The 14,650-nt window shown below is 70.3% G+C and carries 13 protein-coding genes and 1 CRISPR repeat array; of the genes, 5 read left to right on the top strand and 8 right to left on the bottom strand.

The genetic code is table 11. The annotated features are described in order from the left end of the window. Positions 1 to 4 precede the first annotated feature (4 nt). Both ytfE and Q9R47_RS09685 read left to right on the top strand, forming a co-directional pair. The gene (gene ytfE, locus Q9R47_RS09690) at positions 5 to 754 is read left to right on the top strand and encodes an iron-sulfur cluster repair protein YtfE (RefSeq protein WP_311233001.1); all 750 of its coding nucleotides are present in this window, start codon (positions 5 to 7) and stop codon (positions 752 to 754) included. Between the two features lie 46 nt (positions 755 to 800). Continuing rightward, complete coding sequence (locus Q9R47_RS09685) at positions 801 to 1,217, top strand: group III truncated hemoglobin (protein WP_311233000.1); 417 nt, start codon at positions 801 to 803, stop codon at positions 1,215 to 1,217. A 41-nt stretch (positions 1,218 to 1,258) separates the two neighbouring features. Here the strand turns inward: Q9R47_RS09685 and Q9R47_RS09680 are convergent, their stop codons facing one another. Beyond that, on the bottom strand, positions 1,259 to 1,480 hold the full coding sequence (locus tag Q9R47_RS09680; RefSeq protein ID WP_159502655.1) for a DUF3820 family protein: 222 nt from the start codon (positions 1,478 to 1,480) through the stop codon (positions 1,259 to 1,261). A gap of 13 nt (positions 1,481 to 1,493) precedes the next feature. Continuing rightward, a complete protein-coding gene (locus tag Q9R47_RS09675; protein ID WP_311232999.1) occupies positions 1,494 to 1,859 on the bottom strand; it encodes a translation initiation factor Sui1 in 366 nt (121 codons plus the stop codon). A gap of 196 nt (positions 1,860 to 2,055) precedes the next feature. Here Q9R47_RS09675 and Q9R47_RS09670 point away from each other — a divergent pair, with 196 nt between their 5' ends. After that, on the top strand, positions 2,056 to 3,471 hold the full coding sequence (locus Q9R47_RS09670; protein ID WP_311232998.1) for a DEAD/DEAH box helicase: 1,416 nt from the start codon (positions 2,056 to 2,058) through the stop codon (positions 3,469 to 3,471). A 40-nt stretch (positions 3,472 to 3,511) separates the two neighbouring features. Here Q9R47_RS09670 and Q9R47_RS09665 read toward each other — a convergent pair whose 3' ends face one another. The 5 genes from Q9R47_RS09665 to Q9R47_RS09645 form a co-directional block, all read right to left on the bottom strand. After that, the gene (locus tag Q9R47_RS09665; RefSeq protein WP_311232997.1) at positions 3,512 to 3,868 is read right to left on the bottom strand and encodes a DUF6172 family protein; all 357 of its coding nucleotides are present in this window, start codon (positions 3,866 to 3,868) and stop codon (positions 3,512 to 3,514) included. An 84-nt stretch (positions 3,869 to 3,952) separates the two neighbouring features. After that, positions 3,953 to 4,900, bottom strand: coding sequence for a hypothetical protein (locus Q9R47_RS09660; protein WP_311232996.1), 948 nt, complete (start codon positions 4,898 to 4,900; stop codon positions 3,953 to 3,955). 424 nt (positions 4,901 to 5,324) lie between these two features. Beyond that, complete coding sequence (locus tag Q9R47_RS09655; protein WP_311233218.1) at positions 5,325 to 6,338, bottom strand: aldo/keto reductase; 1,014 nt, start codon at positions 6,336 to 6,338, stop codon at positions 5,325 to 5,327. 58 nt (positions 6,339 to 6,396) lie between these two features. Next, the gene (locus tag Q9R47_RS09650; protein ID WP_311232995.1) at positions 6,397 to 6,621 is read right to left on the bottom strand and encodes a SlyX family protein; all 225 of its coding nucleotides are present in this window, start codon (positions 6,619 to 6,621) and stop codon (positions 6,397 to 6,399) included. Positions 6,622 to 6,628: 7 nt separating this feature from the next. Continuing rightward, positions 6,629 to 7,825 carry a PLP-dependent aminotransferase family protein gene (locus Q9R47_RS09645; protein ID WP_311232994.1) on the bottom strand — a complete coding sequence of 399 codons (1,197 nt, stop codon included), beginning with the start codon at positions 7,823 to 7,825 and terminating at the stop codon, positions 6,629 to 6,631. A gap of 195 nt (positions 7,826 to 8,020) precedes the next feature. On the opposite strand from Q9R47_RS09645, the gene nth reads away from it, so the two are divergent. After that, complete coding sequence (gene nth / locus Q9R47_RS09640; protein WP_311232993.1) at positions 8,021 to 8,659, top strand: endonuclease III; 639 nt, start codon at positions 8,021 to 8,023, stop codon at positions 8,657 to 8,659. A gap of 206 nt (positions 8,660 to 8,865) precedes the next feature. Continuing rightward, a CRISPR array of direct repeats spans positions 8,866 to 11,574; the repeat unit is 32 nt; unit sequence GTCGCGCTCCGCGTGGGCGCGTGGGTTGAAAC. Between the two features lie 341 nt (positions 11,575 to 11,915). Here the strand turns inward: nth and Q9R47_RS09635 are convergent. After that, the gene (locus Q9R47_RS09635) at positions 11,916 to 12,944 is read right to left on the bottom strand and encodes a DUF533 domain-containing protein (protein ID WP_311232992.1); all 1,029 of its coding nucleotides are present in this window, start codon (positions 12,942 to 12,944) and stop codon (positions 11,916 to 11,918) included. Between the two features lie 366 nt (positions 12,945 to 13,310). On the opposite strand from Q9R47_RS09635, the gene Q9R47_RS09630 reads away from it, so the two are divergent. Continuing rightward, positions 13,311 to 14,639 (top strand): MFS family transporter, encoded by a 1,329-nt coding sequence (locus Q9R47_RS09630; RefSeq protein WP_311232991.1) that lies wholly within the window; start codon positions 13,311 to 13,313, stop codon positions 14,637 to 14,639. Positions 14,640 to 14,650 lie beyond the last annotated feature (11 nt).

The following is a 14,650-nucleotide window of genomic DNA, read 5'->3' as shown; positions in this document are numbered from 1 at the left end:
CGCCATGAACGCCCGCCTGCCTGCCGTTGCCCACACCGCTGCCCCGGCCGCGATCGATCCTGCCCAGCAGATCGGCCAGATCGCCGTGCAACTGCCCGGCGCCACCGCGGTGTTCCGCCGCCTGAAGCTGGATTTCTGCTGCGGCGGGCAGGTGGCGCTGCGCGATGCCGCCGCCGCCAAGGGCCTGGACCTGCAGGCGTTGCTCGGCGAGCTGTCGGCGCTGCGGCGCCCCACCGCCCCGCCCGACGCCGGCACGCCGTCGGAACTGATCGACCACATCCTCGCGCGCTACCACGAGGTGCACCGCGCGCAGCTGCCCGAGCTGATCCGCATGGCGCGCCGCGTGGAGGCCGTGCACCGCGACCACCCGGCCGTGCCGGCGGGGCTGGCCGATGCGCTGGAGACGATGCACGAAGAACTGCTCTCGCACATGCGCAAGGAAGAGATGGTGCTGTTCCCGATGCTGAAGACCGGCGGCCATCCCATGGCATCCCACCCCATCGGCGTGATGCGCACGGAGCACACCGACCACGGCGAGGCGCTGGACCGCCTGATGGCGCTCACGAACGACACCACCCCGCCGGAGGGCGCCTGCAACACCTGGCGCGCGCTCTACGCCGGCATCCGGCAACTGGCCGACGACCTGGTCGACCACATCCATCTGGAGAACAATGTGCTGTTTCCGCAGTTCGAGGCCGCGCCCGCAGCGACTGCAGCGCAGGGCTGCGGTCCCACGGGCTGCGCCTGCGGCTGACCGGCGCTGACGCGCACCGGACCATTTTGCATTCCCTGCCCGCTCCATGACATCGACAACGCCCATCGCCACGCCCGACACCGCCAGCATCACCCGGCTGGTGCACGGCTTCTACGCCGACGTGCGCCGCGACCCGCTGCTGGGCCCGGTGTTCGAGGCCGCCCTGCAGGGCCGGTGGGAGGAGCACCTGGCCCGCATGGTCGATTTCTGGAGCACGGTGGCGCTGGGCGCACGCAGCTACCGCGGCAACGTGGTGGCGAGCCACCGGCCCCTCGATGGCGTGACGCCCGCGCACTTCGCGGCCTGGGTGCGGCTGTGGACGGAGCATACCGGCCGCCTCTTCACGCCCGAGGTGGCGCAGGGACTGCAGCAGGCGGCGCATGGCGTGGCGCGCAATCTGTTCCGCGCCATGATCGGGCGCCTGCCGGATTTTGCGGAAAGCGGGGATCCGCACGCGCACTGAGCCGGCGGAGACATGCCGCCGGGCCGCAGCCGCCGGGGCTGCTACCCGCCCCGACGGGCGCGCAGCGGCGCCAGCAGGTCCGACAGCCCGTTGTGGTCGATCTCGTGCATCAGCGCGAGCAGGCGGCCGATGTCGCCCGGCGGAAAGCCTTCGCGCGCGAACCAGTTCAGGTAGTTGCCGGGCAGGTCGGCGATGGCCGTGCCCTGGTGCTTGCCATAGGGCATCGTGACGGTGAACAGGCGTTCGAGCTGGGCCGGGTCCATGGGCACCACCGGTTCAGCCGCCGGCCCGCTTCACCCGGTGGCCGAGCGACTGCAGGGCCTGCACCACGCGCTCCACATGGTCGCCCTGCACCTCGATCACGCCGTCCTTCACGGTGCCGCCCGTGCCGCACGCGGCCTTGAGCTGCTTGCCCAATTGCACCAGTTCCGCGGCCGGCAGCGCGGCCCCTTTGACCACCGTCACCGCCTTGCCGCCGCGGCCCTTGGTTTCGCGCGAGACGCGCACGATGCCGTCGCCCGCGGGCACGGCCGCGGCACGCGCCGCCGCGCAGGCGCATTGCGCCAAGGGCTGGCGGCACGTCGGGCACATGCGGCCGGATTCGGTGGAATAGACGAGGCCTCCCAGATCGCTCAGGCGCATGGCAGGCTCCGGCGGAGGCGATCGGTGGCAGGGACGGAAAAGAGGCGGGGCATGGCGCGATTATCCCGGGCCGGGCCGCGTGCCGCACAATCCGCCGCATGGCGCCACCGTGTGCGCCTCCTCCGCCCTTCGTTCCTTCCGCAGCCGTGCGCCGCCCCATCGCGCGCACGGCGGCCGTTCCCGCCTTCCGCACGCCATGCCCTTCGCCGCCCTCGGCCTCTCGCCCGCCCTCGTCCACGCCGCACATGCCCTGGGCTTTGCCACGCCCACCCCCATCCAGGCCCAGGCCGTGCCCGCCGTGCTGGAGGGCCGCGACGTGCTCGGCCAGGCGCAGACCGGCTCCGGCAAGACGGCCGCCTTCGGCCTGCCGCTGCTGCAGCGCCTGTTGCCGGAGGCGCAACTGGCCGGCGCCCGTCCCGGGCCGCGGCGCCTGCGGGCGCTGGTGCTGGTGCCCACGCGCGAGCTGGCCGCGCAGGTGGGGGGCGTTTTGCGCGACCTGGCCGGCCACCTGCCGGGCGCGCCGCTCAAGACCGTGATCGCCTTCGGCGGCGTGTCGATCAACCCGCAGATGATGGCGCTGCGCGGCGGCGCCGACGTGGTCGTCGCCACGCCGGGCCGGCTGCTGGACCTGGTGGAGCACAACGCCCTGTCGCTCGCGCAGGTGCAGGCCCTGGTGCTGGACGAGGCCGACCGGCTGCTGGACCTGGGCTTCGCCGAGGAGCTGCAGCGCGTGCTGGCGCTGCTGCCGGCGCGGCGCCAGAACCTGCTGTTCTCCGCGACCTTCCCGCAGGAGGTCGCCGGGCTGGCCGAAGGCCTGCTGCGCGATCCGCTGCGCATCGAGGTGCCGCAGGCGCCGGATACCGCGCCCGACATCGCCCAGCGCGCGATCGCGGTGGCCGGGAACCGCCGCACGCAGCTGCTCAAGCACCTGCTGAAGGAAGAGACCGGATGGACGCGGGTGCTGGTGTTCGTGGCGACGCAGTACGCCGCCGAGCACGTGGCCGAGAAGCTCTACCAGGCAGACATCTTCGCCTCGCCCTTCCACGGCGGCCTGAGCCAGGGCGCGCGGCGGCAGGTGCTGCAGGAATTCAAGGACGAGCGCTGGCAGGTGGTGGTGACCACCGACCTCGCGGCGCGCGGCATCGACATCGCCGGGCTGCCGGCCGTGGTCAATTACGACCTGCCGCGCGCGGCGGCCGACTACGTGCACCGCATCGGCCGCACGGGCCGCGCCGGCGCCAGCGGTGCGGCGGTGAGCTTCGTCACGCCGGAGGCCGCGCCGCACTGGCGGCTGATCGCCAAACGGCACGGGTTGCAGGACTTGCCCGTCGAGCAGCTGGCGGGATTCGAGGTGGCGCTGCCCGCGCTGGATGGCGCCCCCGCCGACGGGGCGGCACCTGCCGATGGCGCCACCGGTGCGGTGCAGCGGCCGGCCAAGCTCCCGCCGGGCACGGGTGGCATCAAGGGCAAGCGCCCGAGCAAGAAGGACAAGCTGCGGGCTGCTGCTGCAGCCGCAGAGGCCGCGGCGACCACCGCAGGGCCCGGGTCCGGCAACGGCGATCGCGATGGCGGTGCCGGAAGGACGGCACCCGCGAACCGGAAAGGGAGCTGACGGGCCCGGGCAAGCCCCTGGCACATGCCGCCCCGCGGTCTCAGTCGCGGTCCGGTCCGCCCGTCGCCTCCGCGTCGTCCAATTCCTGTTGCAGCACGGACGACGGCGCCCGTTTCGGCGGCATGCCTTCGCCCGGCTTCGCCATGATCTCGACGTAGAACTGCGCGGCGCCGGAACGCGCCACCTCGTCGATCAGGCCGGTGATCTCATCGACCTGCACGGAGTGCGCGTCCTCCTGCGTGCTGCCGAAACGGCAGTCGAAATCCCAGAAGCGCGCGCCTTCGGGCAGCACACGGCGGCGCTCGCGGCGCAGGTAGCGGTGGATGTCGTGGCGAGCGGCGTCCAGGAGCCGATCGCGGTTCTTGCCCTCGATGTGGAGCAGGTAGGTTTTTCGCATGCGCCGATGGTAACCGCGGCATTCACCACTATGGTTTTCATAGCGGGCGGCGGAAGCCGCACGGACCGGCACCTGCGAGCTGCCTCACTCCACGGCTCGGCGTGCCCGGTCGACCCGCCCCTGTCTCGCCCGCTCCAGCGTGCGCGCGGACCGCACCCCCTCTGCCACCAGCGCCAGCAGGTTCCGGACGAGCGGCTCCACGCGGCCGCGCGCCTGCTCCAGCGCCAGCCGGGCCCGCGCATGGGATCGGCTGTCGCGGTCGCCGAGGTCGTGCAGATGGTCCAGTACCTCCTGCGTGCGGTTGCAGGTCAGCGCCGACAGATCGAGATCGTCCCAATGCGTGCCGGTCAGTGCGGCCACGGCATCGGCGAGCAGTTCCTGGCGGGTCAGCCGCCCGGCCGGCGCCTCCGGCCCGCTGGCGGTCTGCAGCCTCCGGCGGAGGAGCACGTGCATGTCCTCGATGCGGTGCGGCGGAAGGTCGCGGTCCTCGGACACCAGGTAGCCGGATTCCGCAAGCTCCATCGCACCCCATCGTCTCAGCAGTTCCGCCTGCCGCGGGGCGATCGTTCCCTCGCGGCGCAGGTGGTAGTCCAGCCGTTGCGCCACGGTTTCGCGCAGTTCCGGCGGCACCTGCGGATCGCGCAGCATCCGCATGAAATTGTCGAAGGCCGTGGCGTATTCCACGCGGACCGGTGACCGGTGGTGATTGCGCCGGAGCGACCACAGCATGAACGGCACCGCCGGCAGCGTGACGATGCACAGGCCCCGTTCCACCGCATTCCTCCGGTCGAGCGCGTACTGCTCGCGCTGCGCCTCGTCATAGGTGCGCAGTCGCGCCTGCTGCACCGCCATCCACATGGTCAGGGCCGCGCGGCGCTCCTGCAGATTCCGTGCCGCGTTGCGCACCCGGTCGCACAGCGCCTGTTCCAGCATGTCCCGGTGGGCGGGCGCGAGGCGCCGGGCGAACCGGTACTGCTGCGACGCGGGCCGGTGGAAGGGCCGCCCCTGGAGCACGGCGGACAGCCCGGACATGTCCGCGATGAGGTCCTGCGCCGACACCGGCGGGGGCGATGCCGGCGGTGGGAGCGGCTCCGTGCCGGAAGTCCTCCCGGGCGCAGGGAGCACCGCGCGCACCGGGCTGCCGACAGCGCCCGGAGTGGCAGACCTGGCGGCCAGCGGTGGTACGGATGCGTGCGGCGCGGAAGAAGATGAAGAAGAAGGAAGAGCAGGCGAAGTGCGCCGGTCGTCCGGAAAACCGCGCTCGCGCACGCTGGACGCGGCTGCGGCGGGCGACGGCGAACGCGCCGGTGAAAGGCGGGGTGTCATGGCACCCCATGATGCCCCGGGCAGCAACGGCTGCATGCGCGGCGCGAAGCCGCGCGCGGCGATGCGAACCACCGCACGCGCAGCCCCGCGCAGGAACCGGGCCGGCGGCGCCGTGCCTGGGCGCCGGAGTTCAGCCGCCCGCGGCGCGCAGCCGCGGTGCGGGCGGATGCGCCGGGTCGGTGTACCCGGGCGTGGAGGGATGCCCCGGCGGGACCAGCGCGTCGACGAACGCTTCGTCTTCGGCGGTGGGCTGGCACTCCAGCGCGGGCAGGTAATCCTGCCACTGCCGCAGCGTGCGCGGCCCGGCGATCACGGAGGACACCGCATGGTGGCGCAGCACCCAGGCCGTGGCGAACTGCGCGAGCGTCGTCTCGCGGCCCTGCAGGTGCGCCTGCAGGCGCTGCGCGATCTGCAACGACTCTTCGCGGAACTCGGTCTCGGCGATGCGCTTGTCGCCGCGGCCGGCGCGCGTATCGGCCGTCGGGGTCTGGCCCGGCAGGTACTTGCCCGTCAGCACGCCGCGCGCGATCGGGCTGTAGGGCACCACGCCGATGCCATGGTGCGCGCACACCGGCAGGATCTCGACCTCGGGCATGCGGTTGAGCAGGTTGTAGTAGGGCTGGCAGACCACCGGGCCGGGCATGCCGATGCGTGCCGCGCCGTGCACCAGCTCCGCGATGCGCCAGCCGCGGAAATTGGACACGCCCCAGTACCGGATCTTGCCCGCGCGCAGCAGCGCGTCGAGCGCGAAGAGCGGCTCTTCCAGGTCCATGCCCGGGAAATCGCGGTGCAGGTACAGGATGTCGACGTGGTCGGTGCGCAACCGCGCGAGGCTCGCCTCCACCTCGCGCAGCATCCAGGTGCGCGAGTACTGCGACTGGTTCGGGTCGTCGCCCATGCGGTTGCCGAGCTTGGTCGCCAGCACCCAGTCGTGCCGCTGGCCCGCCAGCAGTTCGCCCAGCATCGACTCGGAAGCTCCCCGGGTGTACACGTCGGCCGTGTCGATGAAGTTGACGCCGTGCTCGCGCGCGTCGGCCACGATGGCTGCGGCCTCGTCGCGGCCGGTCTGGTCGCCGAACATCATGGTGCCCAGGCACAGGGCGGAGACTTGCAGGTTGCTGCGGCCGAGGCGGCGGTAGGTCATGGGCATGGCACGGTTCTTTCAGTCGGTGGAGGATGCCGCGCAGGGCGGCCCGGTCAGGTCAGTAGTGCGGCGGAAGCTCGTTGCGCAGGTTCAGCGCCGGGCCCGCCCCGCCCGCCTCGGGCAGCTGCTGCCGCAGCGCGACCAAAGCCTGCTGCAGCGCCTCGATCTGCTGCTGCTGCCGGTACACGGTCATGTTGAGCTGGTCGAGCAGGTCTTCGGCGTAGCTGGCCTTGATCTCCAGCTCGTCGATGCGCGCGGAGGCGGTGCGGTCGGTGTCCGGCATGCCCACCTCAGCCGCGCAGCGCCTGGCCGAGGCGCGCCACGCCGTCGCGGATCTTGTCCACGTCGGCCGTCGCGAACGACAGGCGCAGCGTGGCATGGTCGGGGTTCGCGCAGAAGAACGGCGTGCCCGGCACGAAGGCCACGCCCTGGTCGATCGCCAGCTTGGCCAGCACGTTGCCGTCGGCCACCGCGCCGCCCGCCCCCGTGAGCCGCGCCCACACGAACAGTCCGCCCTGCGGCTGCACGAAATCGATCGCGTCGCCCAGCTCGCGGCGCAGCGCATCGCCCATCGCCTGCGCGCGTTCGGCATACACCGCGCGCACCTTCGCCAGCGTGGCCGGCATGCGGCCGGACCGCAGGTACTGCGCCGCCGTGGCCTGCGCGAAGGTGCTGGTGTGCGCATCGCTGAACTGCTTGCACATCGTGGCCTTGGCGAGCAGCTCGGCCGGCGCGATCAGCCAGCCCACCCGCAGGCCCGGACTCAGCACCTTGCTGAGGCTGCCGCAGTGCGCGAGCAGCTCGCGGCTGCCCGGCACCGTGGCCGACAGCGCCAGCAGGCTGGGCGGCGGTGCCTCGCCGAAATACAGGTCGCCATAGGGGTCGTCCTCGACGATCAGCACCTGGTGGCGCACGGCCAGCTCCAGGATCTTGCGGCGGCGCTCCAGCGACAGCAGCGCGCCGCTCGGGTTGCCGAACGTGGGAATCAGGTAGACGAACTTGGGGCGGTGCTCCACGATGAGCAGCTCGAGCGCGTCGGCATCCACGCCGTTCCCGTCCACGGGCGCACTCACCAGCTCGGCACCGTAGAGGCGGAAGCACTGGATGGTGGCGAGGAACGTCGGGCCTTCCACGATCACCTTGTCGCCGGGACTGATGAGGGTCTTGCCGAGCAGGTCCAGCGCCTGCTGGCTGCCGGTGGTGACGATCAGGTCCTCGGGCCGCACGCCCTGCGCGCCCTTGGCAGCCATGAAGGCCGACAGCTGCTCGCGCAGCGGGTTGTAGCCCTCGGTGGCGCCGTACTGCAGCGCCGCGCCCGGCTCCTGCGACAGCACCTGCTGCGACGCCTCGCGGATGCCGTCCACGTCGAACATCGCGCTGTCGGGGAAGCCGCCCGCGAAGCTGATGATGCCGGGCTTGCCCAGCAGCTTGAACAGCTCGCGGATGGCGGAGGTTTCTACGTTGTTCAGACGGTCGGCGAATTGCATGGCTTGGGTCACGGGGGTTGGCGAAGAATCCCCCATTGTCGCCAACTGGCATGCAGGTTTCATGCAGTGCGGACCAGGCCGGCGGGTCCGGGCGTGCCGCTGCGATGCGCACGCCGCATGCGCTGCACGACAATGGGCGGGAGCCCATACTCCGAGAGCCTGCGGCAACCCTGTCCCGCCCTGCCCCAACCCACCATGAAAACCGCGCAGATCGAACCCTTCTTCGCCGCGCTGAAGGCCGCCAACCCGCAACCCAACACCGAGCTGGAGTACACCAGCGTCTTCGAGCTGCTGGCCGCCGTGCTGCTCTCGGCCCAGGCCACGGACGTGGGCGTGAACAAGGCCACCCGCAAACTGTTCCCTGTGGCCGGCACGCCGCAGGCGATCCTCGACCTGGGGCTGGAGGGGCTGGAGGGCTACATCAAGACCATCGGCCTCTACCGCAGCAAGGCCCGCCACCTGCTGGAGACCTGCCGCATCCTGGTGGAGCGCCACGGCGGCACCGTGCCCCGCACGCGCGAAGAACTCGAAGCCCTGCCCGGCGTGGGCCGCAAGACCGCCAACGTGGTGCTGAACGTGGCCTTCGGCCAGCCCACCATGGCGGTAGACACGCACATCTTCCGCGTGAGCAATCGCACCGGCCTCGCGCCCGGCAAGAATCCGCTGGCCGTGGAGATGCAATTGCTGCAACGCGTGCCCGCCGAATACGCGGTGGACTCGCACCACTGGCTCATCCTGCTCGGCCGCTACGTCTGCCAGGCACGCAGGCCGCGCTGCTGGGAATGCGTGGTGCGGCCGTGGTGCGATTACGAGCCGAAGACGCCGGGGCCCTGAGGGCGATTGGTCGCGCTCGTTGGCGTCCCCGCCGCGAACCGCCAGTGATCGGCGCGGCGCTCCAGGGTTCGCGCGGGTGCAAGTGGTTGAGAAGGAAAGGTTTTCTTCCGCGCGAGGATCGCGGCGGGATTTTTCTTCAGCAGCGGCCCGAGGTTCGCGGAAATGCGCGAAAAATGGTTGAGGAGACGGGGCGTTATAAAGATGCCGTCGCGCTCCGCGTGGGCGCGTGGGTTGAAACATCGAGACACCTGCAGGCTGGGTGGGGGCGTACCAGTCGCGCTCCGCGTGGGCGCGTGGGTTGAAACTGCGAGCTGACGGGCGTCAACCAGCAGGACGGCACGTCGCGCTCCGCGTGGGCGCGTGGGTTGAAACTGGAACTCGTCCACGACGATGACGGCTCCAGGCTGTCGCGCTCCGCGTGGGCGCGTGGGTTGAAACTGTGGAACTCTCCGTCGCCTTGGGGTTGGCCTTGGGTCGCGCTCCGCGTGGGCGCGTGGGTTGAAACCAGAAGATGTGGCCGCCGCGAGCCAATGGTGCCAAGTCGCGCTCCGCGTGGGCGCGTGGGTTGAAACGGCCGAAAAACTGGACGTAGCCATCGACGCCGCCCGTCGCGCTCCGCGTGGGCGCGTGGGTTGAAACAGGCATCTGCTGCACTGAAGGCCAGGACGCTTCACCTGTCGCGCTCCGCGTGGGCGCGTGGGTTGAAACGCCAGCAGGCCGTCGATGGTCGGTGCCGTGGGTGGTCGCGCTCCGCGTGGGCGCGTGGGTTGAAACGCCTGGAACGTGGGCGTCAAGGGGATGGCCGGCTCGTCGCGCTCCGCGTGGGCGCGTGGGTTGAAACACGGCGGTCTACCTGCTCTTCATTGTGGACCGTGACGTCGCGCTCCGCGTGGGCGCGTGGGTTGAAACACGTTCTGCCAGTTCGGTTTTGCCGCAGAGCTGACCGTCGCGCTCCGCGTGGGCGCGTGGGTTGAAACGCCAATACCGTCCCGCACACCATGCACAGGGCCACGGTCGCGCTCCGCGTGGGCGCGGGGGTTGAAACACGACACAGAACAGCGGTTTGGACACCGTGAAGGTCGCGCTCCGCGTGGGCGCGTGGGTTGAAACGCGGAGCGCAGGAACTTGATGGCCGCGACCGCGATGGTCGCGCTCCGCGTGGGCGCGTGGGTTGAAACAACACAGGATCTTGGACAGGCCAGGAAGCCGGCCAAGTCGCGCTCCGCGTGGGCGCGTGGGTTGAAACCCCCATGAACAGGCTTCGACCAATGAAGATCAAGGTCGCGCTCCGCGTGGGCGCGTGGGTTGAAACATGCGGGCATTGATGGCGCGATACGCCATCCAGGTCGCGCTCCGCGTGGGCGCGTGGGTTGAAACACCATGGCGATCACGGCGGCGAAAGACCAGATGGTGTCGCGCTCCGCGTGGGCGCGTGGGTTGAAAAACCATGACCCCCGCGAATGGCATACGGCCGAACCGCGTCGCGCTCCGCGTGGGCGCGTGGGTTGAAACATCACGCTTTGCGTGATCAGCACGAAGTCCACGCCCGTCGCGCTCCGCGTGGGCGCGTGGGTTGAAACTGTCGAACTCTCCGTCGCCTTGGGGTTGGCCTTGGTCGCGCTCCGCGTGGGCGCGTGGGTTGAAACCTTTGCCCTTGGGGTGTATGCGACGAGGTAGCGGCGTCGCGCTCCGCGTGGGCGCGTGGGTTGAAACGGGTCCGGCACCAGGTGCTGCTGCTCCACCGGCACGTCGCGCTCCGCGTGGGCGCGTGGGTTGAAACGAGACCTTGCGCGTCGATCATCCAGTTGCTGCCGTCGCGCTCCGCGTGGGCGCGTGGGTTGAAACAACGACCTGCACGTGCGCGAAGGGATCGAAATCGTGTCGCGCTCCGCGTGGGCGCGTGGGTTGAAACGGCACCGGCAACCCGAACGATGCCGCGGGAGCCGTCGCGCTCCGCGTGGGCGCGTGGGTTGAAACCTCGCCCGTGGCATCGTCGGCCGCTGCAGCCCCGGTCGCGCTCCGCGTGGGCGCGTGGGTTGAAACGCCAGCACCACGGCCTTGGACGGGTCGATCTGCGACTGTCGCGCTCCGCGTGGGCGCGTGGGTTGAAACGCCGTCCTCGAGCTGTTTTCGGAGCCAAGGCGCAGGTCGCGCTCCGCGTGGGCGCGTGGGTTGAAACGACACGATGTTCCGGCACGGCATGTTTCTTCGGAGTCGCGCTCCGCGTGGGCGCGTGGGTTGAAACGCGAACTGCATCGCCATCGTGGCGGAGATCATGGAGTCGCGCTCCGCGTGGGCGCGTGGGTTGAAACTCGCCGGCCTGCATGGCGACCGTGGCGCGCTCGATGCGTCGCGCTCCGCGTGGGCGCGTGGGTTGAAACGCCGGGCCGCAGATGCTGCAGGCCGGCGTCGAGTGTCGCGCTCCGCGTGGGCGCGTGGGTTGAAACGACCCGAAGGCCAAGAAGGCCGACCTGCTCGCTTTGGTCGCGCTCCGCGTGGGCGCGTGGGTTGAAACAGGAACGCGATGGCACCGGCGCCGGCCGCCGTCAGGTCGCGCTCCGCGTGGGCGCGTGGGTTGAAACCTGACCTCCTGAAGCTGCGGGCGTTCTACGCGAGTCGCGCTCCGCGTGGGCGCGTGGGTTGAAACTTGCCGGTGGCCGTCGGCAGCACCCGCACCAGCACGTCGCGCTCCGCGTGGGCGCGTGGGTTGAAACCAAACGTGTTTTGAAATCCGCCCCAGCTCGGGGCGTCGCGCTCCGCGTGGGCGCGTGGGTTGAAACTGAAAGCAGCAGCATGACGGACCACTTCCGCGTACAGTCGCGCTCCGCGTGGGCGCGTGGGTTGAAACATCGGCACGCCAGGACGCGCGCCTGCGGATGGTCGGTCGCGCTCCGCGTGGGCGCGTGGGTTGAAACTGCGAGAACCAGCCGGAAAACTTCGAGACGATCACCTCGTGTTCCACACAGGCGCGCATAGGTTGAACGAGGCAGGATCTGCAAGTCGTGCTCATCGAGAGCGCGTGGATTGGAACATGGACACCGCGGCAATTGATACGGCCTACATCGGGTCGCACCCCGCCAGGGCGCGTATGCTATTGCCAGAACGTCGCGTTCACAAGGACGCGTGGGTTGAAACTTGGATCAGCGTGTCTACCCATTCCACCATCGGGGTCGCGCCCTTGGGCGCGCGGGTCGCAGCGCCCGTCCCTGCAGCGATCCGGCTGCAGGGACGTCAAGCGCTCCGGCGAATGGTAGCGTCAGGCCCGCAACTCCTTCAGGAGCTTGCCCACGTCCAGCCCCCGCGCCCGTTCCTGGATCTGCGGCGCATAGCGCTGCTGCAGCCCCTTGGCCTCTTCGGCGGTGCGGGTGAAGGCGGACTTGAGCGCGTCGGTGCCCAGCGTGCGGCCGCCCGCGTAGTAGCGCTGCGCGACCTTGCCGAGTGCGTACGTGGTGGCGAAGGAGAACGCGGAGCCGGTGGCGGCGCTGCCCACGGCGCGGCCCAGGCCGCCCATCACCTTGCCCAGCAGGCCGCCGACCAGCTTGCGGCCGAACTGCTCGACGTACTGCGAGGTGAGGCCCACGCCCACCGTGGCGAGGAAGTCGGCGATGTGGCCCTTGTCCAGCTCGTAGCCGTAGACCTTGCCGATGCGGTACACCAGCCGCGTCTGCAGCGGGATGATGGCCATGGAGGCCAGGGATTGCGGCAGCAGCTCGAGCGCGCCGTTCAGGATGGCGGCGTTGAGCACCATGGAATCGATCTCGGCGTCGCTCACGGAAGCGGCGCGTGGGCCGGGCGCCGTGCCTTGCGCGGCTGCGGCGGCTGCTGCACCAGCGGCCAGCGGCGCGGCGGCCACGGCCAGCGCGGCCGGGGGCACGTCCTCGCCTTCCACGGGGTGGGCCCGCACGGGCGCATTCGCCAGGGCATCGGCCTGTTCGGTGACCGCACTGGCCTCGGATGGCGCGATGCCGAGCGCGGCGCGCAACTGCTCCAGGAAGGCCTTCTCGCGCTCGTTGCAGACGCCGTCGGCATCGCACACGCCCACGGCCATCTCGAAGGCCAGCTGGCGCAGGCCGGGCGTGTCGAGCGCGGCGGCGGCGTCCTCCAGGCGTGCACGGCCCAGCAGCACGTCCTGGTAGGTCTTCATGAGGTCGGCGCCACCGGCGGACGATCCCAGCGACTGGGCGAGGTCGCGGAGGTGGTCGCGTTCGCGGTCGTCTTTTTGCCCATCGGCGAAGGCGGCCATGAGGGCCAGGGTCATGACGGCGCGGGTCTGATCAGGCTGCATGCGGAAGATCCTTTGTCGGTGACGGAGGTGGACGGGATGGCAGAAGACGGGGCCGCCCGAGGAAAACGCCCTGTTGCACGAACGGCCCGCCTGTGTGATGGAGCCTACTCGGCCGCAGGGGTTCCCGGAGCCGGCCGCGGGAGCCGAAGCGGTGTAGGCCGCCACCACCCCCTGCACGCCAGCGGCATGGGTGCATCGCGCCACCCACCGGGCAGCGACGCGCCCTGCCAGGGCCCTGGGTTTTTTGCGCGATTGACTGACATCAACGCGCAGCCAGGCGGCCGGACAATCCGAGCCGGCCAGAAACTACACCACATATTCCGCGCGCCGGCCCTGCGGCGCGCGCGGCCGGAAAGGCATCCAGCAATGAGCACGAACTCCCCCGCAGCGGCCGATGCGCAGCATCCCGCGCCCCGCCCCTATACCGCCGAGGAGAAGCGCCACCGCGTCTTCTCGATCATGGCGGCTTCCTCGGGCAACCTCGTCGAATGGTTCGACTTCTACGTGTATGCGTTCGCGGCGCTGTATTTCGCGCCGGCGTTCTTCCCGAAATCCGATCCCACGGCGCAGCTGCTGAACACGGCGGGCGTGTTCGCCGCGGGCTTCCTGATGCGCCCCATCGGCGGCTGGCTGTTCGGCCGCATCGCGGACCGCTACGGCCGCAAGACCTCGATGCTGATCTCGGTCACGATGATGTGCGCCGGCTCGCTCGTCATCGCCTGCCTGCCCACGTACGCGGCGATCGGCGCCTGGGCGCCCTTCCTGCTGCTGGTGTGCCGGCTGTTCCAGGGCCTCTCGGTGGGCGGTGAATACGGCACCACCGCCACCTACATGAGCGAGGTGGCGCTGCGCGGCCAGCGCGGGTTCTTCTCGTCGTTCCAGTACGTGACGCTGATCGGCGGGCAGTTGCTCGCCGTGCTGGTGATCGTGATCCTGGAGACGCTGCTCTCCGACGCGGAGCTGAAGGCCTGGGGCTGGCGCATTCCGTTCGTGATCGGCGCGATCTCCGCGGTGGTGGCGCTGATGCTGCGCCGCACGCTGCACGAGACGCAGAGCGATGCGGACAAGAAGAAGGAAGACGCCGGCTCGATCGCCGGACTGTTCCGCCACCACAAGGCCGCATTCTTCACGGTGCTGGGCTACACGGCCGGCGGCTCGCTGATTTTCTACACCTTCACGACCTACATGCAGAAGTACCTCGTGAACACGGTGGGCCTGCCGATCAAGACGACCAGCTACGTGATGACCGGCGCGCTGTTCTGCTACATGTGCATGCAGCCGCTGTTCGGTGCGCTGTCGGACCGCATCGGCCGGCGCAACAACATGCTGCTGTTCGGTGCGCTGGGCGCCGTCGGCACGGTGCCGATCCTCACGGCGCTGCAGCACGTGACGAACCCCGTGGCGGCTTTCGCGCTGATCGTGGTGGCCCTGGCGATCGTGAGCTTCTACACCTCGATCAGCGGCATCGTGAAGGCGGAGATGTTCCCGCCCGAGGTGCGCGCGCTCGGCGTGGGCCTGGCCTACGCGGTGGCGAACGCGATCTTCGGCGGCTCGGCCGAATACGTCGCGCTCGGCCTGAAGACGCTGGGCCACGAGTCGGCGTTCTTCTGGTACGTGACGGCGATGATGGTGGTGGCGTTCCTGGTGAGCTTGCGGCTGCCGCGGCAGGCGAGCTATCTGCACCACGATCATTGAGGATCGCCGGT

Origin of the sequence: Acidovorax sp. PRC11, assembly GCF_031844105.1 — a bacterium.
Classification (GTDB): Bacteria; Pseudomonadota; Gammaproteobacteria; order Burkholderiales; family Burkholderiaceae_C; genus Paracidovorax.
The sequence above is the reverse complement of the archived record's forward strand: the minus strand, read 5'-3'. Positions and strand labels throughout refer to the sequence as shown.

What these genes read in the sequence shown, in the direction of transcription:
- ytfE (WP_311233001.1), top strand. Translation starts at nt 5, where the DNA reads ATGAACGCCCGCCTGCCTGCCGTTGCCCACACCGCTGCCCCGGCCGCG.
- Q9R47_RS09685 (WP_311233000.1), top strand. Translation starts at nt 801, where the DNA reads ATGACATCGACAACGCCCATCGCCACGCCCGACACCGCCAGCATCACC.
- Q9R47_RS09680 (WP_159502655.1), bottom strand. Translation starts at nt 1,480, where the DNA reads ATGGACCCGGCCCAGCTCGAACGCCTGTTCACCGTCACGATGCCCTAT.
- Q9R47_RS09675 (WP_311232999.1), bottom strand. Translation starts at nt 1,859, where the DNA reads ATGCGCCTGAGCGATCTGGGAGGCCTCGTCTATTCCACCGAATCCGGC.
- Q9R47_RS09670 (WP_311232998.1), top strand. Translation starts at nt 2,056, where the DNA reads ATGCCCTTCGCCGCCCTCGGCCTCTCGCCCGCCCTCGTCCACGCCGCA.
- Q9R47_RS09665 (WP_311232997.1), bottom strand. Translation starts at nt 3,868, where the DNA reads ATGCGAAAAACCTACCTGCTCCACATCGAGGGCAAGAACCGCGATCGG.
- Q9R47_RS09660 (WP_311232996.1), bottom strand. Translation starts at nt 4,900, where the DNA reads ATGTCCGGGCTGTCCGCCGTGCTCCAGGGGCGGCCCTTCCACCGGCCC.
- Q9R47_RS09655 (WP_311233218.1), bottom strand. Translation starts at nt 6,338, where the DNA reads ATGACCTACCGCCGCCTCGGCCGCAGCAACCTGCAAGTCTCCGCCCTG.
- Q9R47_RS09650 (WP_311232995.1), bottom strand. Translation starts at nt 6,621, where the DNA reads ATGCCGGACACCGACCGCACCGCCTCCGCGCGCATCGACGAGCTGGAG.
- Q9R47_RS09645 (WP_311232994.1), bottom strand. Translation starts at nt 7,825, where the DNA reads ATGCAATTCGCCGACCGTCTGAACAACGTAGAAACCTCCGCCATCCGC.
- nth (WP_311232993.1), top strand. Translation starts at nt 8,021, where the DNA reads ATGAAAACCGCGCAGATCGAACCCTTCTTCGCCGCGCTGAAGGCCGCC.
- Q9R47_RS09635 (WP_311232992.1), bottom strand. Translation starts at nt 12,944, where the DNA reads ATGCAGCCTGATCAGACCCGCGCCGTCATGACCCTGGCCCTCATGGCC.
- Q9R47_RS09630 (WP_311232991.1), top strand. Translation starts at nt 13,311, where the DNA reads ATGAGCACGAACTCCCCCGCAGCGGCCGATGCGCAGCATCCCGCGCCC.